At 71.6% G+C, this 25,816-nt stretch carries 25 protein-coding genes; 15 read left to right on the top strand and 10 right to left on the bottom strand.

The features are described from left to right. The first annotated feature begins 49 nt into the window (after positions 1 to 49). The 3 genes from AC07DS_RS39660 to AC07DS_RS39670 are packed head-to-tail and all read left to right on the top strand — an operon-like array spanning position 50 to position 1,820. Positions 50 to 517 carry a helix-turn-helix transcriptional regulator gene (locus tag AC07DS_RS39660; RefSeq protein ID WP_479153596.1) on the top strand — a complete coding sequence of 156 codons (468 nt, stop codon included), beginning with the start codon at positions 50 to 52 and terminating at the stop codon, positions 515 to 517. Next, the gene (locus AC07DS_RS39665) at positions 514 to 948 is read left to right on the top strand and encodes a VOC family protein (protein ID WP_479153537.1); all 435 of its coding nucleotides are present in this window, start codon (positions 514 to 516) and stop codon (positions 946 to 948) included. Before AC07DS_RS39660 ends, AC07DS_RS39665 begins: the two co-directional genes overlap by 4 nt. 23 nt (positions 949 to 971) lie before the next feature. Further along, the gene (locus AC07DS_RS39670) at positions 972 to 1,820 is read left to right on the top strand and encodes a class I SAM-dependent methyltransferase (protein WP_479153538.1); all 849 of its coding nucleotides are present in this window, start codon (positions 972 to 974) and stop codon (positions 1,818 to 1,820) included. 31 nt (positions 1,821 to 1,851) lie between these two features. Here the strand turns inward: AC07DS_RS39670 and cseC are convergent, their stop codons facing one another. From cseC to AC07DS_RS39695, 5 genes are all read right to left on the bottom strand, one after another. Then, on the bottom strand, positions 1,852 to 3,213 hold the full coding sequence (cseC, locus tag AC07DS_RS39675) for a two-component system sensor histidine kinase CseC (RefSeq protein ID WP_479153540.1): 1,362 nt from the start codon (positions 3,211 to 3,213) through the stop codon (positions 1,852 to 1,854). 11 nt (positions 3,214 to 3,224) lie between these two features. Next, complete coding sequence (gene cseB / locus AC07DS_RS39680; protein ID WP_479153542.1) at positions 3,225 to 3,926, bottom strand: two-component system response regulator CseB; 702 nt, start codon at positions 3,924 to 3,926, stop codon at positions 3,225 to 3,227. A gap of 33 nt (positions 3,927 to 3,959) precedes the next feature. After that, positions 3,960 to 4,613, bottom strand: coding sequence for a hypothetical protein (locus AC07DS_RS39685; protein ID WP_479153545.1), 654 nt, complete (start codon positions 4,611 to 4,613; stop codon positions 3,960 to 3,962). Beyond that, the gene (locus AC07DS_RS39690; RefSeq protein WP_067006350.1) at positions 4,601 to 5,140 is read right to left on the bottom strand and encodes a SigE family RNA polymerase sigma factor; all 540 of its coding nucleotides are present in this window, start codon (positions 5,138 to 5,140) and stop codon (positions 4,601 to 4,603) included. Before AC07DS_RS39690 ends, AC07DS_RS39685 begins: the two co-directional genes overlap by 13 nt. A gap of 272 nt (positions 5,141 to 5,412) precedes the next feature. After that, complete coding sequence (locus AC07DS_RS39695; protein WP_479153550.1) at positions 5,413 to 6,288, bottom strand: HhH-GPD family protein; 876 nt, start codon at positions 6,286 to 6,288, stop codon at positions 5,413 to 5,415. Positions 6,289 to 6,479: 191 nt separating this feature from the next. Between AC07DS_RS39695 and AC07DS_RS39700 the strand changes: the two genes are divergently transcribed. Continuing rightward, a complete protein-coding gene (locus tag AC07DS_RS39700) occupies positions 6,480 to 7,280 on the top strand; it encodes a hypothetical protein (protein ID WP_479153552.1) in 801 nt (266 codons plus the stop codon). Between the two features lie 38 nt (positions 7,281 to 7,318). On the opposite strand, the gene disA is transcribed toward AC07DS_RS39700, so the two are convergent. Further along, positions 7,319 to 8,443, bottom strand: a complete 1,125-nt coding sequence (gene disA / locus AC07DS_RS39705) for a DNA integrity scanning diadenylate cyclase DisA (protein ID WP_479153554.1) — start codon at positions 8,441 to 8,443, stop codon at positions 7,319 to 7,321. An 81-nt stretch (positions 8,444 to 8,524) separates the two neighbouring features. Next, the gene (radA, locus tag AC07DS_RS39710; RefSeq protein ID WP_479153556.1) at positions 8,525 to 9,934 is read right to left on the bottom strand and encodes a DNA repair protein RadA; all 1,410 of its coding nucleotides are present in this window, start codon (positions 9,932 to 9,934) and stop codon (positions 8,525 to 8,527) included. 200 nt (positions 9,935 to 10,134) lie between these two features. Here radA and AC07DS_RS39715 point away from each other — a divergent pair, with 200 nt between their 5' ends. Continuing rightward, the gene (locus AC07DS_RS39715) at positions 10,135 to 11,808 is read left to right on the top strand and encodes a BACON domain-containing protein (protein ID WP_479153558.1); all 1,674 of its coding nucleotides are present in this window, start codon (positions 10,135 to 10,137) and stop codon (positions 11,806 to 11,808) included. A 14-nt stretch (positions 11,809 to 11,822) separates the two neighbouring features. Here AC07DS_RS39715 and AC07DS_RS39720 read toward each other — a convergent pair whose 3' ends face one another. Further along, complete coding sequence (locus AC07DS_RS39720; protein WP_479153560.1) at positions 11,823 to 12,713, bottom strand: DUF3109 family protein; 891 nt, start codon at positions 12,711 to 12,713, stop codon at positions 11,823 to 11,825. Positions 12,714 to 12,784: 71 nt separating this feature from the next. Between AC07DS_RS39720 and AC07DS_RS39725 the strand changes: the two genes are divergently transcribed. The 4 genes from AC07DS_RS39725 to ilvD all read left to right on the top strand — a co-directional run bounded on the left by AC07DS_RS39725 (position 12,785) and on the right by ilvD (position 17,298). Then, the gene (locus AC07DS_RS39725) at positions 12,785 to 13,717 is read left to right on the top strand and encodes a Ppx/GppA family phosphatase (protein WP_479153562.1); all 933 of its coding nucleotides are present in this window, start codon (positions 12,785 to 12,787) and stop codon (positions 13,715 to 13,717) included. 151 nt (positions 13,718 to 13,868) lie between these two features. Then, the gene (locus AC07DS_RS39730) at positions 13,869 to 14,681 is read left to right on the top strand and encodes a sugar phosphate isomerase/epimerase family protein (protein WP_479153564.1); all 813 of its coding nucleotides are present in this window, start codon (positions 13,869 to 13,871) and stop codon (positions 14,679 to 14,681) included. After that, entirely contained in the window at positions 14,678 to 15,283 is a 606-nt protein-coding gene (locus tag AC07DS_RS39735; RefSeq protein WP_479153566.1) for a TetR/AcrR family transcriptional regulator, read from the top strand. The genes AC07DS_RS39730 and AC07DS_RS39735 overlap by 4 nt, the downstream gene beginning before the upstream one ends. 161 nt (positions 15,284 to 15,444) lie before the next feature. Beyond that, positions 15,445 to 17,298, top strand: coding sequence for a dihydroxy-acid dehydratase (gene ilvD, locus AC07DS_RS39740; RefSeq protein ID WP_479153568.1), 1,854 nt, complete (start codon positions 15,445 to 15,447; stop codon positions 17,296 to 17,298). 51 nt (positions 17,299 to 17,349) lie between these two features. On the opposite strand, the gene AC07DS_RS39745 is transcribed toward ilvD, so the two are convergent. Continuing rightward, the gene (locus AC07DS_RS39745; protein ID WP_479153570.1) at positions 17,350 to 19,467 is read right to left on the bottom strand and encodes a protein kinase domain-containing protein; all 2,118 of its coding nucleotides are present in this window, start codon (positions 19,465 to 19,467) and stop codon (positions 17,350 to 17,352) included. 181 nt (positions 19,468 to 19,648) lie between these two features. On the opposite strand from AC07DS_RS39745, the gene AC07DS_RS39750 reads away from it, so the two are divergent. From AC07DS_RS39750 to proC, 6 genes are all read left to right on the top strand, one after another. After that, a complete protein-coding gene (locus tag AC07DS_RS39750; protein ID WP_479153572.1) occupies positions 19,649 to 19,957 on the top strand; it encodes an SH3 domain-containing protein in 309 nt (102 codons plus the stop codon). 42 nt (positions 19,958 to 19,999) lie between these two features. Next, positions 20,000 to 20,506 carry an EamA/RhaT family transporter gene (locus AC07DS_RS39755; protein WP_479153574.1) on the top strand — a complete coding sequence of 169 codons (507 nt, stop codon included), beginning with the start codon at positions 20,000 to 20,002 and terminating at the stop codon, positions 20,504 to 20,506. Between the two features lie 194 nt (positions 20,507 to 20,700). Next, on the top strand, positions 20,701 to 21,498 hold the full coding sequence (locus AC07DS_RS39760; protein WP_479153576.1) for a class I SAM-dependent methyltransferase: 798 nt from the start codon (positions 20,701 to 20,703) through the stop codon (positions 21,496 to 21,498). A gap of 127 nt (positions 21,499 to 21,625) precedes the next feature. Further along, positions 21,626 to 22,429 (top strand): ABC transporter ATP-binding protein, encoded by an 804-nt coding sequence (locus tag AC07DS_RS39765; protein WP_479153578.1) that lies wholly within the window; start codon positions 21,626 to 21,628, stop codon positions 22,427 to 22,429. After that, on the top strand, positions 22,426 to 23,217 hold the full coding sequence (locus AC07DS_RS39770) for an ABC transporter permease (protein ID WP_479153580.1): 792 nt from the start codon (positions 22,426 to 22,428) through the stop codon (positions 23,215 to 23,217). Before AC07DS_RS39765 ends, AC07DS_RS39770 begins: the two co-directional genes overlap by 4 nt. 82 nt (positions 23,218 to 23,299) lie before the next feature. Continuing rightward, the gene (gene proC, locus AC07DS_RS39775) at positions 23,300 to 24,112 is read left to right on the top strand and encodes a pyrroline-5-carboxylate reductase (protein WP_479153582.1); all 813 of its coding nucleotides are present in this window, start codon (positions 23,300 to 23,302) and stop codon (positions 24,110 to 24,112) included. 46 nt (positions 24,113 to 24,158) lie between these two features. Here proC and trpS read toward each other — a convergent pair whose 3' ends face one another. Beyond that, positions 24,159 to 25,193: a tryptophan--tRNA ligase gene (gene trpS, locus AC07DS_RS39780; protein ID WP_479153584.1), complete on the bottom strand. Its 1,035-nt coding sequence runs from the start codon at positions 25,191 to 25,193 to the stop codon at positions 24,159 to 24,161. Positions 25,194 to 25,816: the final 623 nt, after the last annotated feature.

The following is a 25,816-nucleotide window of genomic DNA, read 5'->3' on the forward strand; positions in this document are numbered from 1 at the left end:
GTGCCCGGCCGTTGTCAGTCCCCCGTGCCACCATCGCTCCATGGACAAGATGCGCCGGTTGCGTCTGGCCAAGGACGCCATGGACCGTGACTGGGCCGACCCCGCCCTGGACCTGGACGCGGTGGCCGCGCACGCCGGGTACTCGCGCTATCACTTCCTGCGCGCCTTCAAGGACGCGTACGGCGAGACACCCGGGCAGTATCTGACCCACCGCCGGATCGAGCGGGCCGAGGAGATGCTGCGCGGGGCCAACCTCACCGTGACCGAGATCTGCACCCTGGTCGGCTTCAGCAGCCTCGGTACCTTCTCCGCCCGCTTCAAGGCCCGCACCGGGCTCACCCCGAGCGAGTACCGCACGAAGCACGTCGGCTGCGGCGCCTCCCTCATACCCGGCTGCTACGCCATGCTCTGGGCCGGCGGCTTCAACACCGCAACTTCGAAGAAGCGCGCCGAGCCCGCCCCTGCCTACGGTGACGAGCAGGAACAGCAGCCTGCCGACAGGAGAGCGGAGCCATGATCAAGGGCCTGGGCATCACCACCGTATGGACCTTCGACCAGCAGCGCACGAAGGCCTTCTTCACCGAGAAGCTGGACTTCGAGGTGTGCAGCGACCTCGCTGTGGGCGACATGCGCTGGGTCACCGTCGGCGCCAAGGACCAGCCCGGCGTGGAGCTGGCCCTGATGAGCCTGGACGGCCCCGGCCTCGACCCCGAGTCCGCCGAGGCGTTGAAGAAGCTGGTGGCCAAGGGCGTGCTGGGGGCGGGGGCGTTCCACACGGACGACTGCCGCGCGGACTACGAGCGGTTCAGGGCGCGGGGAGTGGAGTTCGTCCAGGAGCCGAAGGAACGGCCGTACGGCATCGAGGCGATCTTCCGGGACGACAACGGCAACTGGTACTCGCTGACCGAGCGCAGCGAGGAACTCGACTTCTCGAAGGACTTCGGCTGACCGGCGGACGGGGAGGCAACGGCATGCACGGGCAGACGGTCGCGGCGGACCACACGGCCGTGCGGGTCGCCCTGTGGCGGGCCCTGCACGTCCAGGCGGATCCGCCGCCGCATGTGATCGACGACGAGATCGGACTGCGGCTGGCCGCCCCCGACGAGGACTGGCGCGGCCGCCCCGACATGGACGTCCGGGCCACGCGGCGCACCCGCGCCTCCATCACGGCCCGTGCCCGCTTCGTGGAGGATCTCGTCGTGGACCAGGCCAGGCGGGGCGTCGGCCAGTACGTCCTCCTGGGGGCCGGACTGGACACCTTCGCCCAGCGGCGGCCGGAGATCGCCGCCACGCTCCGGGTGTTCGAGGCCGACCGGCCCGGGCCGCAGGCCTGGAAGCGACAGCGGCTGGCCGAGCTGGGGTACGGCGTCCCCGAGTGGCTGCGGCTGGTGCCGGTCGACTTCGAGGGGGACTGGTGGGGACAGCTGGTCGGGGCCGGCCTGGATCCCGGCCGGCCGGCGGTGGTGGCCGCCACCGGTGTCACGATGTACCTCACCGAGGAAGCGGTCGAGGCCATGTTCCGCCTCGTCGCCACGCTCGCCGTGGGCTCCACGCTGGCCACGACCTTCCTGCGGCCGCCGGCGGACGTCGAGCCGGAGCAGCGTCCGCAGCTGCAGGCCGCCGTTAACGGTGCCCGTGCCGCCGGGACCCCCTTCCTCAGCTTCTTCACACCGCCGCGGATCCTGGCCCTGGCCCGCGAGAGCGGGTTCCGTGAGGTCCGGCATGTTACGGCCGAGGAACTCGGCGAGCGCTACTTCGCCGGCCGGACGGACGGCCTGCGGCCGTCACGAGGGGAGGAGCTGCTCGTCGCGACCACATGAAGGTGCCGTCGCGGGGAACCCGGCTCCGTGCTCAGCCGCCGGTGCCCCCGGACCGCGGCAGCACCGGATAGCTGCCCGTGTTCGTGGGCGCGTGTTCCGGGAGCCAGAGGACGGCCACCGCGCCCTCGGCCGGAAGGTGCTCGGGGGTGCCGGCGGGGCGCACGTTGCGGAAGGTCAGACGGGCGCCCAGCACCCGGGCCTGGCCGGCCGCGATGGTCAGGCCCAGGCCGTGACCCTGGCCCGCGCGGTCCGCGCTGCCGGTGCGGAAGCGGCTCGGGCCCTCGGCGAGCAGCGCCTCCGGGAAGCCGGGGCCGTGGTCGCGGACCCGGATGACCCGGCCCTCGACGGTCACCTCGATCGGCGGCTTGCCGTGCCGGGCGGCGTTGGCGAGCAGGTTGAACAACACCCGCTCCAGGCGGCGCGGGTCGGTGGTGACCTCCGACTCGTGCACCACCCGTACGGCGATGGCCGGGTCCTTGGCCGCCACGCGCCGGGCCACGAACTCGCCCAGCACGATGTCCTGCAGCTCCGCCCGCTCGGAGGCGCTGTCGAGGCGGGCCACCTCCAGGACGTCCTCGACGAGGGTGCGCATCGCCTTCGCGCGGTCCAGGACCAGTTCGGTGGGGCGGCCGGGCGGCAGGAGCTCGGCGGCGGTGAGCAGGCCGGTCACCGGGGTGCGCAGCTCGTGCGCGATGTCGGCGGTCACCCGCCGCTCGGCCTCCAGACGCTGCCGCAGTGCGTCCGCCATCGCGTCCACCGCGCGCGCGAGATCGTCGGTCTCGTCCCGCACGACCCCGCCGATGGCCTCCCGCACCCGTACGTCGGTCTCACCGTTGGCGACCTGGCCCGCCGCGGCCGCCGCCTTGCGCAGCCGCCGCGACAGCTGCCCGCCGATCAGCACGCCGAGCGCGCTGCCGCCGAGCACGACGGCGATGGACCCGATGACCAGGGCCTGGTCGAGGTCCTTCATCACGTCGGTGGAGCGGTCCGGGAAGCGGCTGTGGAGGGACAGCACGTGCCCGTCCTTGGCCGGTACGGCCGCCCAGATGTCCGGCACGCCGCCGCGGTGGTCGCTGACGTAGCTGGCCCGGCGGCCCTCCTCGACCTTCTCGCGCAGCACGTGCGGCAGTTCGGGGTCGTCGATCTTGATGTTGGGGAAAATGACCCGCCCGGACCGCTCGTAGTTTCCCTGGGCGACCTGGACGCGCTCGTTGGCCAGGTCGCGCGCGTTGTCCAGCATCGAGACCCGGGCGGCGTTGTGCACGACCAGGCTGAGCGCTATGGCCACCAGCCCGGCGACCAGGGCGATCGCCGCGCTGAGCTTCCATCTGAGCCCGGTCCGCAGACCCGCGCGCTCCGCCCACCCCACTGGACGCCTGATGATCCCCCGCATGCCCGCCCCGCTCAGGCCTTCAGCTTGTAGCCGAAGCCGCGGACCGTCTCGATCCGGTCCTGGCCGATCTTCTGCCGCAGCCGCTGCACATGGACGTCGACGACCCGGGTGTCCCCGCCCCAGCCGTAGTCCCACACCCGCTCCAGCAGCTTGTCGCGGGAGAGCACGGTGCCGGGAGCGGTGGAGAACTCCAGCAGCAGCCGCATCTCGGTCGGGGTGAGGGCCACCGGCTGCCCGGCCCGGCGCACCTCCATGCCCTCGGTGTCGATCTCCACGTCACCGAAGGTCAGCGGGCCGCCGTTCACGTGCGCCGGGTTCTCCTCGGTGTGTGCGGCACCGGCGTGGCCGAAGCGGCGCAGCACCGCGCGGATCCGGGCGACCAGGACGGCACCGTCGAACGGCTTGGTCACGTAGTCGTCGGCGCCCGCCTCCAGACCGAGGACGACGTCGATGGAGTCGGCCCGCGCCGAGAGCATGATCACCGGCACGGTCGACTCGTCCCGGATACGACGGCACAGGCTGACGCCGTCCAGGCCCGGGACCATCACGTCCAGCAGCGCGATGTCGGGGCGGTTCGCCCGGAACGCCTCAAGGCCGGACAGCCCGTCGGGCATGGCGGTCACCGCGAAGCCGTCCCGCTCCAGGGCGAGCTGGGTGGCCTCGCGGATGACGTCGTCGTCCTCGACGAACAGGACGTGGGTCTGGTCTGCCATCCCGGTGCTCTCAGTTCTGGGTGATGTGGTCGGTCAGGTGCCCGGAACGGGCGAGGGGGTCTCGGTGGAGCCGGTGCCGTAGTCGTTGTGGACGGCCCGCCCCTGGACGAACCGCCCGTTCCTCCAGGTGTAGGGGATCACATCCTCACTGGACGGGCTGGAGATCGGGTCGCCCTTCTTGTACACCTGCTTGGTCACCGTCAGGACGCCCTGTTCGATGTCCGCGACGACCGGGGACTCCTCGTTCTTGAAGACGTTCCTGAACGTGCCGCCCTCGTCCCGGTACACATACGAGCCGAGGCCGATCCAGTCGTCGCAGGTGAGCACGTTGACGACGACATCGTCCACGGAGCCGCCGGTCAGTGCGCCGTAGGAGACGTCGACCGGGTAGTCGTCGCCGTTGCACGGCTTCAGGTCGCGCTTGACGGCCGACGAGACCGCGGGGTCCTCCTTGAGCAGGGCCACGGCGTCCACGCGCCGGTACGTCTCGGAGGGACTGGGCTGCGGAGAGGCGACCGCGCCGGCCACCGCGGAGGCGTGCGCCGGGCCCTCGTCCCGCGCGCCCGTGCCCCCGGTGCCGCACGCGGCGACGAAAAGGGCAAGGGCGGCGAGCGCGGCCGCAGCCGCGATCACCGCCTGTGTACTGCCTCGGGCCTCGCTGGGCCCGGCCCCGGTCAGGCCGCGCAACGCTCCCGCTCCTCACGCTCCAGCGCGCGTGCGTCCAGATCGCGGGCCTCCAGCTCCTCGCGGAGCCGGGCGAGCGCCCGGTGCAGCGTGCTCTTGACCGTACCGGCCGACATGCCGAGGGCCGCGGCCGTCTCCTCAGTGGACATCTGCTCCCAGTGTCGCAGCACCACGACGCTGCGCTGCTTCGGAGCGAGAACCTTCATGATGTCCATCAGCAGGGCCCGGTCGGCGTGCTGCTCGGTCGAGTCGTCCACGGAGGCGTCCGGCAGCTGCTCGGTCGGGACCTCCTCCAGCTTGCGCGCCCGCCACCACTCGGTACGGGTGTTGATCATCACCCGGCGCAGATAGGCGTCCGCGAGCCGCTTGTCGGCGATGCCCTCCCAGCGGCCGTACGTCCGCACCAGCGCGGTCTGCAGCAGGTCCTGGGCGTCGACCGGGTCCGGTACCAGCCGGCGGGCGCTGCGCAGCAGCGCGTCCTGTCGCGTGCGGACGTACTCCTCGAACTCGAGCACCTCACCCTGCGCCATGATCAACCGCCTCCGTTCCCCGTGTCTCCGGCTCCCCGCCGGAAGTCCCTCTGTCCCGCTGGCCCGTGGTCTGCCGGGCACGAGAAGAAAGCTACGGAGCTCTTGTCACGGGGCTGTGCGGAGCAGCCTGCGGCTAGCAATCGGCTGTCCGTCGGTTGTGTAACGGAAGTGGGTTCGGGGTAAGACGGCTGCCACTTATGTGCATCTATGGGGCGGTTTGCGGGGTGGGAGGGGCTGTAACACGGGCCGGTACGCCGTGACTTGGCTGTGTGTCAGGTCAGCGGCAGCCGGTACAGACTGCCGGGCAGCGGCTCCACCAGACCGTCCGTGACGAGCCCGTCGAGCGCGCGGGCGCGCTGCACCGGCTCGTGCCACACCCGGTCCAGCGCCGCCTGCGGCACCGGCGCGTGCGCCTCGCGCAGGACGGCGAGCAGCTTGCCGCGCACCTGTCGGTCCGTGCCGGCGTACGTCTGCCCGCGGCGCGGCGGACCCTCGTGCTCCGGCTTGCCCGCCAGCCGCCAGGCGCACTGCACGGCGATCGGGCAGCGGTGGCAGCCCTCGTTCTTCGCCGTGCACACCAGCGCACCCAGTTCCATGGACGCGGCGGCCCAGCGGGCGGCGGTCCTCTCGTCCTGCGGCAGCAGCTCGCGGGCCAGCCTGCGCTCGGCGGCCGTGGTGGCGTTCGGCGGGTACTGCACCCCGGTCACCGCCCGGGCGAAGACCCGGCGCACGTTCGTGTCCAGCACCGGGTGGCGCTGTCCGTACGCGAACGAGGCCACCGCGGCGGCCGTGTACTCGCCGATGCCGGGCAGCGCCAGCAGCTGGGTGTGGTCCGTCGGCACGTCCCCGCCGTGCCGCTCCGTTATGGCGACCGCGGCGCCGTGCAGCCGCAGGGCGCGGCGCGGGTAGCCGAGCCGGCCCCAGGCGCGCACCGCCTCTCCGGGAGCCTCCTCGGCGAGGTCGGCGGGGCGCGGCCAGCGGGCGAGCCACTGCTCGTAGACGGGCAGGACCCGGCTGACCGGGGTCTGCTGCAGCATGAACTCGCTGACCATCACGCCCCAGGGGCCCGCCTCCGGGCGGCGCCAGGGGAGGTCGCGGGCGTGGGTGTCGAACCAGGCGATCACGGGGGCGTGGAGCTTCTCAGTCATGGCCTTCCGATCCTGCCACGGGTCGGGCGGGCAGCGTCGGCGACCGCGCGGTTGCGGAGCGTCGCTTCTGGTCGCGGTGTGTGAAGGACCCTTTCTCCTGCGGTAGTTGCCGGGATGATGATCCGGAAAAGTTGGAGTCGGGGCGGCGGGTGGCGCAAGCACGCGCGCCGATCTCTCGTAAAGTTTGCGCCGTGGGATCTCTGCGCAATCCGGTCGGGCCGCTTCCCTCCTCCATCTACTGGCGACGGAGGGTCGTCATGGTGTCGGTGGTCGCCGTGTTGGCGCTGCTGGTCACCTGGATCGTGACGGCCGGTGGCGGGGGCGGCAAGAAGAACACCGACGCGTCCAACGGCAAGAACCCCGTGTCCACGATCACGCCGGGGCCCTCCTCGTCCGAGTCCGCGATCAGCCAACACCCGGGCGGGCGAGACGAGTCGAGCGGCGGTGCGGACGCCGGCGGGACCGGGTCGGACGGCAAGGGCGACTCCGGCTCGGCGGGGTCCGGCGGCGGCTCGGGCGGGGGCTCGGGTTCGGGCTCCGGTGGAGGCGATGTCGGCACGGGCGACGCGCTCCCGGCGTCCTCCTCGCTGCCCAAGTGCACGGCCGGGGCGGTCACGTTGAGCCTGCGCAGCCGGCACAACTCGTACTCACCGGACCAGGTGCCGTCGTTCGAACTCGTCGCGAAGAACACGTCGTCCAGTGACTGCAAGGTCGATCTCGGGCCGAAGAGTGCGGTGTTGACGATCACCACTGCCGACAGCAGTGACGCCTACTGGTCCTCGGGCGACTGCCCGAAGGGTGCGGCGAGCCTGGTGTTCCGGGTGCCCGCGGGACAGAGCATCACCTACACCGTGCAGTGGGACCGCAAGCCGAGCGCCCCCCAGTGCGGGACGCCCCCGGCGGGCTCCGCCAAGCCCGGGACCTACCTGCTGGAGGCCAAGGCTCCGGGGTTCACGAAGTCCCAGGCTTCGTTCGTACTGTCCGCCGACTAGGCGCACCCGCAGCTACGACGGACCCGGTGGTCCCGGAATCAGACGTACCGCTCCAGGATCGACGACTCGGCCAGGCGGGACAGGCCTTCGCGCACGCTGCGGGCCCGGGCCTCGCCGACACCGTCCACCGCCTGAAGGTCGTCCACGCTCGCGGCGAGCAGCTTCTGCAGGCCGCCGAAGTGTTCCACCAGGCGGTCGATGATCGCCCCCGGCAACCTCGGCACCTTCGCCAGCAGGCGGAAGCCCCGTGGGGACACCGCCGAGTCGAGGGTCTCGGGGGAACCGGTGTAGCCCAGCGCACGCGCCACCGTGCCCATCTCCAGCAGCTCCGCATGGGAGAGCGCGTCCAGCTCGGACAGCGCCTCGTCGACCGTGCGGGAGCGCTTCGCCGTGGGCTCGGGGACGTAGTCCCGGACGACCAGCTCGCGGTCGGGCTCCACTCCGGCGATCAACTCCTCCAGCTGAAGTGCCAGAAGCCGGCCGTCGGTGCCCAGTTCGACCACATATTCGGCGATTTCGGTGGCAATGCGCCGGACCATCTCAAGACGCTGGGCGACCGCCGACACGTCCCGGACCGTCACCAGGTCCTCGATCTCCAGCGCCGACAGCGTGCCCGCGACCTCGTCCAGCCGGAGCTTGTACCGCTCCAGGGTCGCCAGCGCCTGGTTCGCGCGGGACAGGATCGCCGCCGAGTCCTCCAGCACGCGCCGCTGCCCGTCGACGTACAGCGCGATCAGCCGCATGGACTGGGAGACGGAGACCACAGGGAAGCCGACCTGCTTCGAGACCCGGTCCGCCGTGCGGTGCCGGGTGCCCGTCTCCTCCGTCGGGATCGTCGGGTCCGGCACCAGCTGCACGCCGGCCCGCAGGATCTTCGAAAGGTCGGAGGAGACCACGATGCCGCCGTCGAGCTTGCACAGCTCCCGCAGGCGCGTGGCCGTGAACTCGACGTCCAGGACGAAGCCGCCCGTGCACATCGTCTCGACGGTCTTGTCGGAGCCGAGCACGATGAGCCCGCCGGTGTTGCCGCGGAGAACCCGCTCGAGGCCGTCACGCAGGGCCGTGCCCGGAGCCACCGCGCTCAGTGCGGCGCGCATCAGGCCCTCGGCACCGGAACTCCCACCGGACTTTCCGGGAGCTGCCGCCCGGTCGTTGGCTGCCACTGCACTCCTCCGGTCGCAGGTTCTGAGGCGCTCCCGTTTCACGCACTCGGTTCGTACGGACGGGCGAGACCTGGGCAAAGTCTACCGGCGGTCCTCCGCCTCCCGTGGGGCCTCTCGGCGACGGGAGCGCGGCAGGACCCTGAGCGCGTCCCCCATGTCGGCGACTTCCAGGACCTTCATCCCGGGCGGGACCTTGCCCGGATCGCCCGGGACGAGCGCGTGAGTGAAGCCCAGCCGGTGCGCCTCGGTGAGCCTGCGCTGCACGCCCGTGACCCGTCTCACCTCGCCTGCCAGGCCGACCTCGCCGATCGCGACGAGGTTCTTGGGCAGCGGGGTGTCGCTGGCGGCCGAGGCGAGCGCCAGGGCGATCGCGAGGTCGGCGGCCGGCTCCGACAGCTTCACGCCGCCCACCGTCGCCGAGTAGATGTCCCGCTTGCCGAGCGCGCTGATCCGGCCCCGCTGCTCCAGCACCGCGAGCATCATCGACACCCGGGAGGTCTCCAGACCCGAGGTGGTCCGGCGCGGGGAGGGGATCTGGGAGTCCACGGTCAGCGCCTGCACCTCCGCCACCAGCGGGCGGCGGCCCTCCAGGGTGACCGTCAGGCAGGTGCCGGGGACCGGTTCGTCACGACGGGTCAGGAAGAGCCCACTGGGGTCCGCGAGGCCCGTGATGCCCTCGTCGTGCAGTTCGAAGCAGCCGACCTCGTCGGTGGCGCCGTAGCGGTTCTTCACGCCCCGCACCAGACGCAGGCGCGCGTGCCGGTCGCCCTCGAAGTGCAGGACGACGTCGACCAGGTGCTCCAGCAGCCGGGGGCCGGCGATCGCGCCGTCCTTGGTGACGTGGCCCACCAGCAGCGTGGACATGCCGCGCTCCTTGGAGGCGCGGATCAGGGCGCCGGCCACCTCGCGGACCTGGGCCATGCCGCCGGGCGCGCCGTCGATCTCAGGGGAGGCGACCGTCTGCACCGAGTCGAGGATCAGCAGGGACGGCTTCACCGCGTCCAAGTGGCCGAGGACGGCGGCCAGATCGGTCTCGGCGGCGAGATACAGGTGATCGTCGAGCGCTCCGATGCGGTCGGCGCGCAGCCGGACCTGGCTCGCGGACTCCTCACCGGTCACATAGAGGGTGCGGTGCTCGTCGCTCGCCGACTTGGCGGCCACGTCAAGCAGCAGGGTGGACTTGCCGACGCCCGGCTCGCCCGCGAGCAGCACGACCGCGCCGGGCACGAGACCGCCGCCGAGCACCCGGTCCAGCTCCGGCACGCCGGTCGGGCGGGCGGTGGCCTGGCGGCCGTCGACCTGGCCGATGGGCACCGCGGAGCTGGTGACCCGGCCCGGAGCCGTCGTACGGACCGCGGGCGCGCCGTATTCCTCGACCGTCCCCCAGGCCTGGCACTCGGGGCAGCGGCCGAGCCACTTGGCCGTCTGCCAGCCGCACTCGGTGCAGCGGTAGGACGGTCGGTCCTTGGTGGTCTTGGTACGGGCAGCCATGCGGAAACCGTAGCCCGCGGTACTGACAGCGCCCGCTCGGGGCGCATGTGGGTGGATCGGTATTGGCCAATGCTCGCCGGGTTCGCGCCACGGAATAAAGGGTTCCTGTCCCCTTATGAGGGATCGTTTCACCCGTACGGATTAAAAGTGCTCAAGGTGCAAGAAGGCGCACTCCGCGGCCGCCTACGGTCGCACAGGTGATGAGCAGCAGTCCTCAGACCACGACCCGCACCACCGGCGCGCACCGAGCGCACCGAGAGGCGCGCGATCGAGCCGCCGCGCGCACTCTCGCCCAGCGGCCGCCGGCGCGCTACGAGCCGTACCTGGACGGTCTGTTCACCTACTGCCTGTCGGTGCTGTGCGACCACGACGCGGCCACCGTCGCACTCGGGGACGTCCTGGTACTGGCCGAGCGGCGCGGGCAGCGTGTCCCGGAGGCACCCGCCGACCGCAGGGCCTGGCTGTACGCGCTGGCCCGCTGGGCATGCCTGCGGGGGCTCGCCGAGGCCAAGCAGAAACGTCAGGTCACCCACGCGGCGGGGCGGCCCGCGGCCACGAAACAGGTACCCGATCCGCCCGTCGCCCCGGAGGTCCGGGAGCAGCGGCGCCGTGAACTGGCCCTGCTCGCGTGGCCGGAGGCGGCAGGCACCACCCCAGAGCAGCGCGAGGCCCTGGAGCTGGCCGTCCGCCACCACCTCGCCGCCCCCGAGGTCGCCGCCGTCCTCGGCATGGAGACCGCCGCCGCGCGCGAGCTGCTCGCCTCCGCCGCCTGCGAGGTCGAGCGCACCCGCGCCGCGCTCGCCGTGGTCGAGACCGGCGGGTGCCCGAGCGTGGCCCATCTCACCGGAGACAATCAGCTGGTCCTCAGCACGGCCCTGCGCCGCGAGCTGGTCCGGCACGTCGACGACTGCCCGCGCTGCCGCCGTACCGCCGAGCGCGCGGTGCCCGGCCACTGGCCCGGCGCCACGGTCACCCCGGCCGAGCTGCCCGTCCTCGAGGCGCCCCGCGCGGCCCTGCACGTCGTCCTCGCGCACCAGCCGCGCGCGCGGGGCGCGGCCCTGCCCCGCTTCGACCGGCGCGGTTTCCCGATGGACCCCAAGGACCGCGCGGCCCGTCGTGACCGCCTGCGCGCGCGTGCCGTCACCACGACCGTCGTCGCCACCGTCGTCGCGGCTCCCGTGCTCGCCCTGTGGGCCGCCTACCGGGGCGGCCCGGACGTCGAGGACGGACGCTCGGCCACCGCGCGCGAGGCGCAGGGGCCCGACGCGCTCGGCAGCGACACCGCCGGCGGCTACGAGAACGCCGGAAACGCCAGCGTGAAGCCCGGCGGCTCCGGCAAGGGCGGCAAGTCGGACGTCTCCGTGGAGGTCATCAGCGTCTCCGGAGGAGACAAGAAGGGCGCGGGCCGGCTCGCGGTCAGCGCCGCCAACGACGGCGACACCACGCTGATCACCCTCACCGCTTCCGGTTCCGGCCCGGTCCGCTGGTCCGCCGCCACCTCGGCGGCCTGGCTCTACCTCAGCCAGTCCACGGGAACCCTCGCCCCCGGCGAGACGCTGACGATCAAGGTGTACGTCGACCATCTGCGCGAGCCCTCCGGCCACTGGCACGCACAGGTGGCGGTCTCACCGGCCGGCGCGGTGGTCACCATCGACGGCTACGGCACCGCCCCGACCCGCCCGGCGACCCCGCCCCCGAGCCCCGGCACCCCGGACCCGAGCCCGTCGTCCTCGCCCCCGACGGACCCGCCGTCCAGCCAGTCACCGACCCCGCCCGACCCGAGCCCCAGCACCACGGCCCCGACCCCGTCCGACCCGCCGAGCCCGTCACCGTCCCCGAGCGACGACGGAACTCCGAGCCCGTCGGACAGCTAGAGAGGCCGGCAGTCCTACGCCGGATCCGCCGGGTGGGGTGCCACCAGGGGCAACTGCGAGGCCAGCCGCTGTTCGCACAGCTCGACCAGGCGGTCGTAGCCGGCCTTGCCCATCAACTCGGTCAGTTCGGCGCGGTAGGACACGTACACGGGCTCGCCCGCGCCGTGTGCCGAGGTCGCCGACGTGCACCACCAGTGCAGGTCATGGCCGCCCGGGCCCCAGCCCCGGCGGTCGTACTCGCCGATGGAGACCTGCAGGACGCGGGTGTCGTCGGGGCGGTCGATCCAGTCGTAGGTGCGCCGGATCGGCAGCTGCCAGCACACGTCCGGCTTGGTCTCCAGCGGCTCCCGGCCCTCCTTCAGGGCCAGGATGTGCAGCGAGCAGCCCGCGCCGCCGGCGAACCCGGGGCGGTTCTGGAAGATGCACGAGCCCTGGAAGGGCCGGGTCTGGCGCGATCCGTCCTCGTCCTCGGAGATCCAGCCGCCGCGCACGCCCTCGTCGTGGTGCTGCCAGATCTCCGGGGTGAGCCTCGCCACGTGCTCGGCGACGCGCTTCTCGTCGTCCTCGTCGGAGAAGTGGGCTCCCAGCGAGCAGCATCCGTCGTCCGCTCGGCCCGCCTGGATGCCCTGGCAGCCGCTGCCGAAGATGCAGTTCCAGCGCGAGGTCAGCCAGGTCAGATCGCAGCGGAAGATCTGCTCGTCGTCCGCCGGGTCCGGGAACTCCACCCAGGCTCGCGCGAAGTCGAGACCCTTCTCGTCACTCACCTTCGGGCCTTTCCCGGACGTCGACGCCTTCACCTGCGAAGGATCCTTCGATCCCTTGGAGGATTTGGGCGTCTTGCCCGACTTGGCACCCTTGGTGTTCTTGGTGCTCTTGTCGGAGTTAGCCTTTTTCGTCTTTGGCACCCGTCCAGGGTAAGTGGCCCGGGGCCGCTTCGGGGACCGAGGAGAGCAGTTCTGGCAGTAGCGTTCCGTACATGAGACTCGGTGTCCTGGACGTGGGTTCGAACACGGTGCATCTGCTGGTGGTGGACGCTCACCCCGGCGCGCGCCCGTTGCCCGCGCATTCGCACAAGGCCGAACTTCGGCTCGCCCAGCTGCTCGACGACAGCGGTGCCATAGGTGATGACGGTGTCGAGAAGCTGATCGCGGTCGTACGGGACGCACTCCAGGCCGCCGAGGACAAGGGTGTGGAGGACCTGCTGCCGTTCGCGACCTCCGCGGTGCGGGAAGCCACCAACGCCGACGAGGTCCTCGCGCGCGTGGAGGACGAGACCGGCGTACGGCTCCAGGTCCTCACCGGCGCGGAGGAGGCCCGGCTCACCTTCCTCGCCGTCCGCCGCTGGTACGGCTGGTCCGCCGGAAAGCTGCTGGTCCTGGACATCGGCGGCGGCTCGCTGGAGATCGCCTTCGGCATCGACGAGGAGCCGGACGCCGCCGTCTCGCTCCCGCTCGGCGCCGGCCGCCTCACCGCCGGCTGGCTGCCCGGCGACCCGCCCGACGCCGAGGACGTCCGCTCCCTGCGCCGTCACGCCCGCGCGCAGATCGCCCGGACCGTCGGCGAGTTCCACCGCTTCGGCCCCCCCGACCACGTGGTCGCCACCTCCAAGACCTTCAAGCAGCTGGCCCGCATCGCCGGAGCCGCCCGCAGCGCCGAGGGCCTCTACATCCAGCGCGACCTCAAGCGGGAGTCGCTGGAGGCCTGGGTCCCCCGCCTGGCCGGCATGTCCACGCAACAGCGCGCCGAACTCCCCGGAGTCTCCGACGGCCGAGCCGGCCAGCTGCTGGCGGGGGCACTGGTGGCCGAGGGCGCGATGGATCTCTTCGGGGTGGAGAGCCTGGAGGTCTGCCCGTGGGCCCTGCGCGAGGGCGTGATCCTGCGGCGCCTCGATCACATGGGTTCGGCTTGACTGCGTGAAGGGGTGCGGGCCGTGCCGATAGGCGGCTGAGCGGTGTGGGCGCGGGCGGCCACAGCGCACCCGCACCCGCCCGAATGGCGAACGTCACAACGGCGAACAGGCACCCCACCCCCTCACCACTCGACCCCGTAAGGTGACGGACGTGGCCGAACCAAGGGACGTGTCCGTCGCGCTGTCGACAGCCTCCGTTTACCCGGAGTCGACGGCGACGGCCTTCGAGATCGCCGCGCGCCTCGGGTACGACGGCGTCGAGGTCATGGTCTGGACCGACCCGGTCAGCCAGGACATCGAGGCCCTGCGCCGCCTGTCCGACTACCACGGCATTCCGATCCTGGCCGTGCACGCCCCCTGCCTGCTGATCACCCAGCGGGTCTGGTCCACAGATCCCTGGGTCAAGCTCCAGCGGGCCCGGGCGGCCGCGGAGAAGCTCGGCGCCTCCACCGTCGTCGTGCACCCGCCCTTCCGCTGGCAGCGGCAGTACGCCCGGGACTTCGTCTCCGGGATCTGGCGGATGGCGCACGAGACCGACGTACGGTTCGCCGTCGAGAACATGTACCCGTGGCGCTACCGCGACCGCGAGATGCTGGCCTACGCGCCCGAGTGGGACGTCACCAAGGACGACTACCGGCACTTCACGATCGACCTCAGCCACGCGGCGACGGCCCGCACGGACGCGCTGGCCATGCTCGACCGCATGGGCGACCGCCTCGGCCACGTCCACCTCGCCGACGGCCGGGGCTCGGCCAAGGACGAGCACCTGGTCCCGGGCCGTGGCACCCAGCCCTGTGCCGAACTGCTGGAGCGCCTCGCGTGCACCGGCTACGACGGCCATGTCGTCATCGAGGTCAACACCCGCCGGGCGATGTCCAACGCCGAGCGCGAGGCCGACCTCGCCGAGGCCCTGGACTTCACCCGCAAGCACCTGGCCGCCGCCGTGAAGGTGCCCCGGCGATGACCGGGGCGACCGCACGCCGAAGGGGACGGCCGCCGCGCGCCGAGTCCGGCGACACCCGCGACCGGATCCTCGGCGCGGCCCGCGAGGAGTTCTCCGAACGCGGGTACGAGAAGACGTCCGTACGCGGTATCGCCAAGGCCGCCGGGGTCGACTCCGCGCTGGTCCACCACTACTTCGGCACCAAGGAACAGGTCTTCGAGGCGGCCATCGAGGTCGCCTTCGCCCCCGCGCTCAACGCGCCGAACGCAGTGGCCGACGGCCCGCTGGAAGGGGTGGGGGAGCGGCTGACCCGCTTCGTCTTCGGCGTCTGGGAGAACCCCACGACCCGTACGCCCCTCCTCGCGATTCTCCGGTCCGCCGTGAACAACGAGACCGCCGCCGCCGTCTTCCGCCGCCTCGTCGCCGCCCAGCTGCTGCGCCGCATCGCAGCCCAGGTGGACCTGCCGGACGCGGAGCTGCGGGCCGAGCTCGCGGCCGCGCAGCTGGTGGGCACGGCGATGATGCGCTACGTGATCAAGCTGGAGCCGCTGGCCTCGGCGGACCTGGAGCAGATCATCGCGCGGGTGGCGCCGGTGGTGCAGGGACATCTGACTCAGCCCTGAGGGTGACGAGGTCCGGAAGCCGGCACGGTCCTGACATCGGCGTTCGTGAAACACCCGTCCCGCATTCCGGACAACCTTGTCCAGCCCTTGGAGGGGCGGCGTACGCTCGTAGGGAGTTTCAGAATTCTCTCTGATCGCAGTCTCTGAAGGAGCGAGCGACGATGCCCGAGCTGAGGTCCCGCACAGTCACCCACGGCCGCAACATGGCGGGCGCCCGCGCCCTTATGCGCGCCTCCGGTGTACCCGGTGCGGACATCGGCCGGAAGCCGATCATCGCCGTCGCCAACTCCTTCACGGAGTTCGTCCCGGGCCACACCCACCTGCAGCCGGTCGGCCGGATCGTCAGCGAGGCGATCAAGGAGGCCGGGGGCATCCCGCGCGAGTTCAACACGATCGCGGTCGACGACGGCATCGCCATGGGCCACGGCGGCATGCTGTACTCCCTGCCCTCCCGCGACCTGATCGCGGACTCGGTGGAGTACATGGTCGAGGCCCACTGCGCCGACGCCCTGGTCTGCATCTCCAACTGCGACAAGATCACCCCGGGCATGCTGATGGCCGCCCTGCGCCTGAACATCCCGACGGTCTTCGTCTCCGGCGGCCCGATGGAGTCCGGCCGCGCCACGCTGGTCGACGGCACGGTCCGCACCCTCGACCTGGTCGACGCGATCTCCGACGCCGTCAACGACAAGATCTCCGACGAGGACATCCTCCGGATCGAGGAGAACGCCTGCCCGACCTGCGGCAGCTGTTCCGGCATGTTCACCGCCAACTCGATGAACTGCCTGACCGAGGCCATCGGCCTCTCCCTCCCCGGCAACGGCTCGGTCCTCGCCACCCACACGGCCCGCCGCCGGCTCTACGAGGACGCGGCCCGCACGGTCATGGACCTCACCCGCCGCTACTACGAGCAGGACGACGACACGGTCCTCCCGCTCAACATCGCCACGTTCGCCGCCTTCGAGAACGCCATGGCCCTGGACATCGCGATGGGCGGCTCCACCAACACGATCCTGCACCTGCTGGCCGCCGCCCAGGAGGCGGGCGTCCCGTTCGGCCTGGAGCAGATCGACGCCGTCTCCCGCCGCGTCCCCTGCCTGGCCAAGGTCGCGCCCAACGTCGCGAAGAACCGCACGTACTACATGGAGGACGTGCACCGCGCCGGCGGCATTCCCGCCCTCCTCGGCGAACTGCACCGCGCGGGCCTGCTGAACGAGGACGTCCACGCGGTCCACAGCCCCTCCCTGGCCGACTGGATGAAGACCTGGGACGTCCGCGGCGGCTCCCCGTCCCCCGAGGCCATGGAACTGTGGCACGCGGCCCCCGGCTGCGTCCGCTCCGCCGAGGCGTTCTCGCAGTCCGAGCGCTGGGATTCCCTGGACGACGACGCCGAGAACGGCTGCATCCGCTCCGCCGAGCACGCGTACTCCAAGGACGGCGGCCTGGCGGTCCTCAAGGGCAACCTGGCGGTCGACGGCTGCGTCGTGAAGACCGCCGGCGTGGACGAGTCCATCTGGACCTTCGAGGGCCCGGCCGTGGTCTGCGAGTCCCAGGAGGAGGCCGTCCAGCGCATCCTCACCCAGGAGGTCAAGGAGGGCGACGTCGTCGTCATCCGCTACGAGGGCCCCAAGGGCGGCCCCGGCATGCAGGAGATGCTCTACCCGACCTCGTACCTGAAGGGCCGCGGCCTGGGCAAGAGCTGCGCCCTGATCACCGACGGCCGCTTCTCCGGCGGCACGTCCGGCCTCTCCATCGGCCACGCGTCCCCCGAGGCGGCCTCCGGCGGCACGATCGCCCTGGTCCGGGACGGCGACCGCATCCGCATCGACATCCCGAACCGCACGGTCGAGCTGCTGGTCGACGAGGCGGAGCTGACGCGACGCGAGCAGGCCCTCGACGGCGTCTACGCCCCCACGAACCGCGAGCGCAAGGTCTCGGCCGCGCTGCGCGCCTACGCCGCGATGGCCACCAGCGCGGACAAGGGCGCGGTGCGGGACGTGAGCAAGCTCGGCTGACCGTTCACGGAAAGGGGCCGCCTCCCGGAAGGGTGCGGCCCCTTTCGCATGTCACCAGGCCGAGGGGTCGCGTGCGTCGAGGGCGAAGACGGTGCCGTCGGGGGCGGTGGCGCACACGCGACGGCCGACGACGACCGGCGCGGGCGGGGCTCCCGTGACCCGGGCCGAGTGGCTGCCGAGGCGGGCCTCGGTCTGCCCGACGAGCCTCCCCGCGGCCGCGTCGACGGCGAGGAGCCGCCCGTCACCCGCGCTGAAGTACACCCGAGCGCCGTCGGTGACCGGTGCCGATCCCCGGGTCACGGAGGTCTCCAGCCGCCACAGCTGCTTTCGCGCGTCCAGGTCGACGGCGACCAGGGAACCACCGGCGGCCAGGAGGTAGACGAGGGGCCCTCGTACGGTCGCCTGAGCGTCGTCGAGCGCGACGGGCAACCTCACCCGGCTCGTCCGCCTGGAGGCGGACGTGTAGCGGACGACCTCCTTGGTCTGTCCGTAGACGCTGTCGACGGACAGGAAGAACACCGAGCCGTCCCGGGCGCCGAACGGCCGAAGAGCCCCGGCGAGCCGGACGTCCCACCGTACGTGCCCCGTGCGCGGATCCACCGCGGTCACCTGCGTGCTCGAGCCGTCGCCGGAGGTACGGGCCGCGTAGACCGAGGAGTCCCCCGGGAACGAGACGAAGGCCGGTGCGCCCTGACCGGGGAACCCGCGCTGCCACTGGGCCTCACCGGTCGCCGCGTCCACCCCGGTGACCGTCCCGTCGGCACGCGTGAGCAGGGCCATGCCGCCCGAGTAACGGATCGTCGTGTCCGGGGGAAGGCTCCGCTCCCAGACCTGCTTGCCCGAGGCGGGGGCGAGAGCCGCCAGACGTGACCCGCCGTTCGTATAGGGCTGCACGAGACCGGCGGAGACCACCGGCGGTTCGCTGGTGGTCTGTGTGGCGACGGAGTGCCGCCACAACCGGGTGCCGTCGGCGGGGGACACGGCGAACACCGCGCCGGGCTCGGCGCAGAACAACTTCCCGGCCCCGTAGGAGCATTGCGGCATGCCCTTGTCCGCCCCGACCGGTTCGGCGGTCCAGCCGGCGGAGGCCGTCGACACCGTCCGCGGACTCCCGTGCCGCGGCGTGTGCCGACCGCCCTCGAACAGCTGTACCGAGACCAGGGAGCCGAGCAGGGCGAGGCCGAGCGCCGCGGCGCCCAGCACCGCCACCCGTCTCCCCGGGAGACGGCGTCTCGCGGACCGCTCCGCGGGCTGTTCCACGGCCTGCCCGGCACCGGCCCCCGGCTCCCGGTCGTCCTCGCTCGTCCGCTGCGCCGGTATGAACGCCTGTGTGTCGTACGAGGCGGCCACCGACCGCAGCTCCCGCATCAGCTCGTCGGGAGTCGGCCGGTCGTCGGGTTCCTTGGCGAGGCAGCGAAGGATCAGCGGCGCCAGACTCTCCGGCACCCCGGTCAGATCGGGGTCGTCGTGCACCACCTGGTAGGCGACCACATACGGACTGTCGGAGTCGAACGGTCCCCTCCCGGTCGCCGCGTGCACCAGCACCGACCCGAGGGCGAAGATGTCCGCCGCCGGTCCCACCTCCCGCGGCCGCCGGAACTGCTCGGGCGCCATGAACGGCGGTGTACCGATCAACTTCCCGGTCTCGGTCCGCAGTTCACTGTCCTTGGGCCGGGAGATGCCGAAGTCGATGACCTTCGGGCCGTCCTCGGCGAGCAGCACGTTGCTGGGCTTCAGATCCCGGTGCACAACACCCACCCGGTGGATGTCGCGCAATGCCTCGGCGAGCCCGGCCATGAGCCGACGCAACTGCGCCGCGGGCATCGGACCGTTCCGCTTCACATGTTCGGAGAGGGTCGGACCGGGAATGAACAGCGTGGCCATCCAGGGCCGTTCGGCCTCCGGGTCGGCGTCCACGACAGGCGCCGTGAAGGCACCGCTCACCCTCCGAGCGGCGGCCACCTCCTGCCGGAAACGCCCCCTGAACTCGCGATCCCGGGCGAACTCGGCGTGCACGACCTTCACCGCGAGCTTCAGCCCCGAGGTGCTCCGGGCCAGATGCACCACGCCCATGCCACCGGAGCCCAGACACGACTCCAGGTGATACTGACCGGCGTATTCGGGAAGTTCCGCTTCCGCGCCCGCTCCGGTGTTGCGCTGTGGCGTCATGGACCACCCCCGTGCTGTTCGTCCGCGCGCGCGACGCACGGAGCCTAGTCGATGACTCGTACGAGACAGAGGCGGCTTGCTAGCGTCTGCATGCGAGTTGCGCACAGGTGTTTCGCAATTCGCTTCAGGGGAATCAACGTGACCCCATGACAGTCATGGGGACAATGGGGGGAGGCACTCGATGTCTGTCGAGCGCGTCGAAGAAGAGGACAACAGCCCGGCCGCGGTCGCGACGGAGTCCCTGCGCTACTACTCGGTCGCCCCGGGCGTACGCCTGAACGTCCGCAGCGGGCCCGGCACCAGCTACAACCTCGTCCGCGTCCTGCCCGAGGGCGCCAAGGTCCACATCTACTGCCAGTCGCCGGGCACCGCCATCTCCGGCCCGTACGGCACCTCGAACATCTGGGACAACATCGGCAACGGTGAGTACGTCTCGGACGCCTTCGTCCAGACCGGAAGCGACGGCTACGTCGCCGCTCGCTGCGGCTGACCCTGCTCAGAGCCCGCCTCCGCCCGGAGCCATAATCGTCCTGTGAGCGACGAGAACGGCACCCCGGACACCCCGGCGGGCTCCCCGGGCGGCCCCCGCCCCGAGCCCCTCCGCTTCTTCGGCACCTCCTGGGTGAACCACGACAACGGGTACGCGGCCCGCCGAGCCGGCGTGGCCGTCGGCTCCGTCGCCGCGGCCGCCCTCTCCTGCCTGGTCCTGAACTTCGCCTACGAGGGCATCCGGATCGCCGACACCGGCGCCTTCGTGACCGTGCTGGTCGTCGCCATGTTCGCGATCTGCAGCGCGCTCGCCTTCCGCAACACCTGGGAAGGGTTCGGCCGGCGCCACGATCCCCAGCGCCAGGCCCAGCTGCGCGGCCTGCTCGCCATCGGCTTCGTCGGTTCCCTGCTCGCCTACTTCTTCCGCTCCCTCACCGAGGCCCCGGGCGAGAAGCTGCACCGCGAGGAGTACGAGAAGGCCCGCGAGGAATACGTGCGCCTGTCCTCCCGGCGCACGGGCAACCCCTCGAAGAAGAAGCGGCGCCGGTAAGCCGCAACGGGCGCAGGTGAGCCGCAAAAACGTAAAGGCCGGTAAACCGGTAAGCCGTACATCCTGTGAGCCGCAAAGTGGTGCGTCGGCACAGGGCGGTGAGTCGACACACAGCGGTGTGCCTGGCCGAAACGCGCTGCTCCCGCCCACAAACCCGCTGTTCCCTTCCACCCCGCCTCGCGCACGATGGCGGCATGACCACGACCTCAGCCACCCCGGAACCGGCCGCCCCGTCCCCCGCCCTGCGTGCCCGCTCCTTCAACGCCGCCGCCGCCCAGTACGCCGCGAACCGCCCCTCCTACCCGCCCGCCCTCTTCGACACCGTCGAGGAACTGGCCGGCCGGCCGCTGTCCGGCGCCCGGGTCGTGGACGTCGGTGCCGGGACCGGGATCGCGACCGTGCTGCTGGAGGCCCGCGGCGCCGACGTCCTCGCGGTCGAACCCGGCGAGGGCATGGCCGCCGAGTTCCGCCGCGCCCTGCCGCACATCCCGATCGTGCGGGGCAACGGCAACGCCCTCCCGGTCGCCGACGCCCACGCCGACTTCCTCACCTACGCCCAGGCCTGGCACTGGACCGACACCGCGCATTCGGTGCCGGAGGCGCTGCGCGTGCTGCGGCCGGGGGGCGCGCTGGCGCTGTGGTGGAACACCGACGCCCTCGACGTCGAGTGGATCGCCGAGGCAGCCGACCGCACCGGCCGCTTCTTCGGGGTGGACATCGCCGCCGAGAAGCGCCGGGCCGGAGACCGCACCGAGCTCGCCGACCCCAGCGGCCGCCTCCGGTTCACCCGCCGCGAGGTCCGCTGGAGCCGCCGTGTCCCGATCGGCACCCACCTCGCCAACATCGGCAGCCACTCGGCCTTCCTCGTCACCGCCGAGGAGCGCAGGAACGCGTTCCTGGAGGAAGAGCGCGGCCATCTGCTGAAGGTCTTCCCGGACGGCATCGTCGAGGAGACGTACGACGTGCTTGTGCTCGTCGCGACCAAGCCCTGATCCGACACCTCGTCAACCTCCCCGGCGGCAGCGGCGGCCCGGTTCCTTCCCGGGCCGCCGCTTTCGTGTGCGGCACACCTACTTCCTCCCCTTGACGGCACCGGCCGCCGGGAAGATTATTCATCGCATGATGAATTATGCGCCCGATCCACCCCACCCCACCGCACCGGACGCCGTCCACGCCGACGACCTCACCGTCGTACGCGGCCCCCGCACCGTCCTCCACCACCTCCGCTTCACCGTCCCGCGCGGCCAGATCACCGGTCTGCTCGGCCCCTCCGGATGCGGCAAGTCCACCCTGATGCGCTCCATCGTCGGCACCCAGGCCAAGGTCACCGGCACCCTCGACGTCCTCGGCCACCCCGCCGGCCACCCCACCCTGCGCAGCCGCATCGGCTATGTCACCCAGGCCCCCTCCGTCTACGACGACCTGACCATCCGCCAGAACCTCGACTACTTCGCCGCGATCCTCGACCCCGGCCGCGCCTCCGCCGACCGCCGCCAGGACGTCGCACGCGTCCTCGCCGAAGTCGACCTCACCAGCCACGCCGACGCCCTCGCCGGCAACCTCTCCGGCGGCCAGCGCAGCCGTGTCTCCCTCGCCGTCGCCCTCCTCGGCACGCCCGAACTCCTCGTCCTCGACGAACCGACGGTCGGGCTCGACCCCGTCCTGCGCCGAGACCTGTGGAACCTCTTCCACGACCTCGCCGCCCGAGGCGCCACCCTCCTCGTCTCCTCCCACGTCATGGACGAGGCCGAGCGCTGCCACCGCCTGCTCCTCATGCGCGAAGGCCGGATCCTCGCCGACGACACCCCCGACGCCCTGCGCACCCGTACCGGCACCGACACCGTCGAGGCCGCCTTCCTCCGCCTCGTCGACGAAGCAGACGACGCCGACGTCGCGGACCGCACCAAGGAGACGACCCGATGAGCACGACCACGCCGGCAGCGCCCGCCGCTCCTGCCGCACCCACGGGGGCCCTGAACGCCGCCCGCACCACGGCCACCGCGGCCCGCGTCCTGCGTCAGCTCCGCCACGACCCGCGGACCATCGCGCTGCTGATCCTCGTCCCCTGCCTGATGCTGATCCTGCTGCGCTACGTCTTCGACGCCAGCCCGCGCACCTTCGACAACATCGGCGCCTCCCTGCTCGGCATCTTCCCGCTGATCACGATGTTCCTGGTCACCTCCATCGCCACCCTGCGCGAACGCACCTCGGGCACCCTCGAACGCCTCCTCGCCATGCCCCTCGGCAAGGCCGACCTCATCGCCGGCTACGCCCTCGCCTTCGGCGGCCTCGCCATCGTCCAGTCGGCCCTGGCCACCGGGCTCGCCGTCTGGCTCCTCGGCCTGGACGTCACCGGCTCGGCCTGGCTGCTCCTGCTGGTCGCCCTGCTCGACGCCCTGCTCGGCACGGCCCTCGGCCTCTTCGTCTCGGCCTTCGCGGCCTCGGAATTCCAGGCGGTCCAGTTCATGCCCGCGGTGATCTTCCCCCAGCTCCTCCTCTGCGGCCTCTTCACCGCCCGCTCCAACATGCACCCCGTGCTGGAGGCCATCTCCGACGTCCTCCCGATGTCCTACGCCGTCGACGGCATGAACGAGGTCCTCCACCACACGGACATGACGGCGACATTCGTACGGGACGTCTCGATCGTGGCGGGCTGCGCGGTGCTGGTCCTGGCACTCGGGGCAGCGACGCTGCGACGGCGCACGGCATAGCCGCCGGCCCACCCGCCGGCCGGCATTCCGCCTGCCGGACAACCGGCCCGCACACCCGACCCCCGGTGCCAGACTGAACCGCATGAGCCAGAAAGTCGCAGTCCTCGGCACCGGCAAGATCGGCGAAGCCCTGCTCAGCGGGATGATCAGAGCCGGCTGGGCCCCCGCCGACCTCCTGGTCACGGCCCGCCGCCCCGAACGCGCCGAAGAACTCCGCAGCCGCTACGGAGTCGCCCCGGTCACCAACCCCGAGGCCGCCAAGACCGCCGACACCCTGATCCTCACGGTCAAACCGCAGGACATGGGTGCCCTCCTGGACGAACTGGCCCCGCACATCCCCGCCGACCGCCTGGTCATCAGCGGAGCCGCCGGCATCCCCACCTCCTTCTTCGAGGAGCGCCTCGCCGCCGGCACCCCGGTCGTCCGGGTCATGACGAACACCCCCGCCCTCGTCGACGAGGCCATGTCCGTCATCTCCGCCGGCCACCACGCCACCGCCGAACACGTCGCCCACGCCGAGCAGATCTTCGGCGCCGTCGGCAAGACCCTCCGCGTCCCCGAGTCCCAGCAGGACGCCTGCACGGCCCTGTCCGGCTCCGGCCCGGCGTACTTCTTCTACCTGGTCGAAGCCATGACCGACGCTGGCATCCTGCTCGGCCTGCCCCGCGACAAGGCCCACGACCTCATCGTCCAGTCCGCCATCGGCGCCGCCGTGATGCTCCGCGACAGCGGCGAGCACCCCGTCAAGCTCCGCGAGAACGTCACCTCTCCGGCCGGTACGACGATCAACGCCATCCGCGAACTGGAGAACCACGGAGTCCGCGCCGCGCTCATCGCCGCACTCGAGGCCGCTCGCGACCGCAGCCGTGAACTCGCCTCCGGCAAGAAGGACTGACACCCACGACACCGCGAAGGCGGCGGGCCACCCCGCCGCCCCACGGCTAACGAGCGGCGCTCAGCGGGCTCAGCGAAGGCTCCGCCACGGGTGGCAGCAACCCGATGGCCCGATAGGCGGTATCGACGATCGGCCGGGCCATCGCCCGAGCCTTCTCCGCACCATCCCGCAGCACCCCCTCCAGATAGGCAGGATCCGCGCACAGCTCCCTGTGCCTGGCCTGCACCGGCCTGAGAACCTCCACCACGGCCTCAGCGGTGTCCTTCTTCAGAGCACCGTACGAGTCGTAAACGGACGCCAGTGACTCAGGGTTCCCACCCGTGCACGCTGCGAGAATCTCCAGCAGATTCGAGACCCCCGGCCTGGCCTCCCGGTCGTACTCCACGTCCCGCCCGCTGTCGGTCACGGCCCGCATCACCTTCTTGCGCACCACGTCCGGCTCGTCGAGCAGATAGACGATCCCCGGCCCCGAGTCGTCCGACTTCCCCATCTTCGACGTCGGGTCCTGCAGGTTCATCACCCGTGCGGCCACCTTCGGCGGAGTCGCCCTCGGCACAGCGAACGTGTGTCCGTACCGCTGGTTGAACCGCACCGCCAGATCCCGCGTCAGCTCGACGTGCTGCGTCTGGTCGTCACCGACCGGCACCTCGTCCGCCCCGTAGGCCAGGATGTCCGCGGCCATCAGCACCGGATACGTCAGCAGCGACAGCCGCACGCTCCCACCGCGCTCGCGCTCCCGCGCGGACTTCTCCTTGTACTGGATCATCCGCCGCATCTCGCCGTCCGTCGCCACGCACTCCAGCACGTACGACAGCCGGGTGTGCTCGTCCACATGGCTCTGCAGGAACACGGTGCACAGCTCGGGGTCGAGCCCGGACGCCAGCAACAGCGTCGCCGCCTGACGACTGAGCCTGCGCACCCGCGCCGGATCGTGGTCCACGGTCAGCGCGTGCAGATCGACGATGCAGAACAGGGAGTCCGCCCGGTGCTGGTCCACCGCGGCCCACTGCCGCATGGCCCCCAGGTAGTTCCCCAGCGTCAGATGTCCGGTCGGCTTGACCCCGCTGAAGACCCGCGTCATCTCTACTCCACCTCCAGGTCGAGACCGCCGTCCCGGTCGGCCGGCCCCCGGAGTCCTGAAGGGAGATACGAGAACGGCCGCCGAGGCGGCGGCCGTTGAATGCATACGTGAGTGCGGCCGCCGGTCAGGCGGCCCACCAGAGCTGGGTACACGTACGCGTCATCACGTCACCCACCGTACGCCCGCAGGGGGCCCGCCCGCAGCGAGTTGACACACCCCGGCCCGGTACGTAATGTTCTCCGGGTTGTCCGACGTGAGCGCCGACTCCGGTCGGTCCCCGGACAGCCATTCCGCAAGTAGCAGCCCAGCAATCGGCGACCCGTCGTCGTGCGTTCCGGCGTGCATATTTGCGAAATGAGGAATCCGCGTTCGAAAGGACGCAGCCCCCGATTAGCTCGGGAGCCGGGAATCCGCTAAAGTCTCACTCGTCGGAACGGCCCAACAGCCGCGAAGACAAACCCCGCTGACTGGGGGTCAGACGCCGAAAGGATCTGATAGAGTCGGAACCGCCGGAAAGGGAAACGCGAAAGCGAGAACCTGGAAAGCACCGAGGAAATCGGATCGAGAAAAGATCTGATAGAGTCGGAAACACCGAAGGGAAGCCCGGAGGAAAGCCCGAGAGG

This window comes from Streptomyces sp. NPDC044064 (assembly GCF_056434245.1).

Bases quoted from the DNA above. Each gene is read 5' to 3' on its own strand.
- AC07DS_RS39745 (WP_479153570.1), bottom strand. From the start codon at position 19,467: ATGACGCCACAGCGCAACACCGGAGCGGGCGCGGAAGCGGAACTTCCC.
- cseB (WP_479153542.1), bottom strand. From the start codon at position 3,926: ATGGCAGACCAGACCCACGTCCTGTTCGTCGAGGACGACGACGTCATC.
- AC07DS_RS39670 (WP_479153538.1), top strand. From the start codon at position 972: ATGCACGGGCAGACGGTCGCGGCGGACCACACGGCCGTGCGGGTCGCC.
- AC07DS_RS39735 (WP_479153566.1), top strand. From the start codon at position 14,678: ATGACCGGGGCGACCGCACGCCGAAGGGGACGGCCGCCGCGCGCCGAG.
- AC07DS_RS39765 (WP_479153578.1), top strand. From the start codon at position 21,626: ATGATGAATTATGCGCCCGATCCACCCCACCCCACCGCACCGGACGCC.
- AC07DS_RS39770 (WP_479153580.1), top strand. From the start codon at position 22,426: ATGAGCACGACCACGCCGGCAGCGCCCGCCGCTCCTGCCGCACCCACG.
- AC07DS_RS39695 (WP_479153550.1), bottom strand. From the start codon at position 6,288: ATGACTGAGAAGCTCCACGCCCCCGTGATCGCCTGGTTCGACACCCAC.
- proC (WP_479153582.1), top strand. From the start codon at position 23,300: ATGAGCCAGAAAGTCGCAGTCCTCGGCACCGGCAAGATCGGCGAAGCC.
- AC07DS_RS39690 (WP_067006350.1), bottom strand. From the start codon at position 5,140: ATGGCGCAGGGTGAGGTGCTCGAGTTCGAGGAGTACGTCCGCACGCGA.
- AC07DS_RS39665 (WP_479153537.1), top strand. From the start codon at position 514: ATGATCAAGGGCCTGGGCATCACCACCGTATGGACCTTCGACCAGCAG.
- trpS (WP_479153584.1), bottom strand. From the start codon at position 25,193: ATGACGCGGGTCTTCAGCGGGGTCAAGCCGACCGGACATCTGACGCTG.
- AC07DS_RS39760 (WP_479153576.1), top strand. From the start codon at position 20,701: ATGACCACGACCTCAGCCACCCCGGAACCGGCCGCCCCGTCCCCCGCC.
- radA (WP_479153556.1), bottom strand. From the start codon at position 9,934: ATGGCTGCCCGTACCAAGACCACCAAGGACCGACCGTCCTACCGCTGC.
- AC07DS_RS39660 (WP_479153596.1), top strand. From the start codon at position 50: ATGCGCCGGTTGCGTCTGGCCAAGGACGCCATGGACCGTGACTGGGCC.
- AC07DS_RS39725 (WP_479153562.1), top strand. From the start codon at position 12,785: ATGAGACTCGGTGTCCTGGACGTGGGTTCGAACACGGTGCATCTGCTG.
- cseC (WP_479153540.1), bottom strand. From the start codon at position 3,213: ATGCGGGGGATCATCAGGCGTCCAGTGGGGTGGGCGGAGCGCGCGGGT.
- AC07DS_RS39750 (WP_479153572.1), top strand. From the start codon at position 19,649: ATGTCTGTCGAGCGCGTCGAAGAAGAGGACAACAGCCCGGCCGCGGTC.
- ilvD (WP_479153568.1), top strand. From the start codon at position 15,445: ATGCCCGAGCTGAGGTCCCGCACAGTCACCCACGGCCGCAACATGGCG.
- AC07DS_RS39715 (WP_479153558.1), top strand. From the start codon at position 10,135: ATGAGCAGCAGTCCTCAGACCACGACCCGCACCACCGGCGCGCACCGA.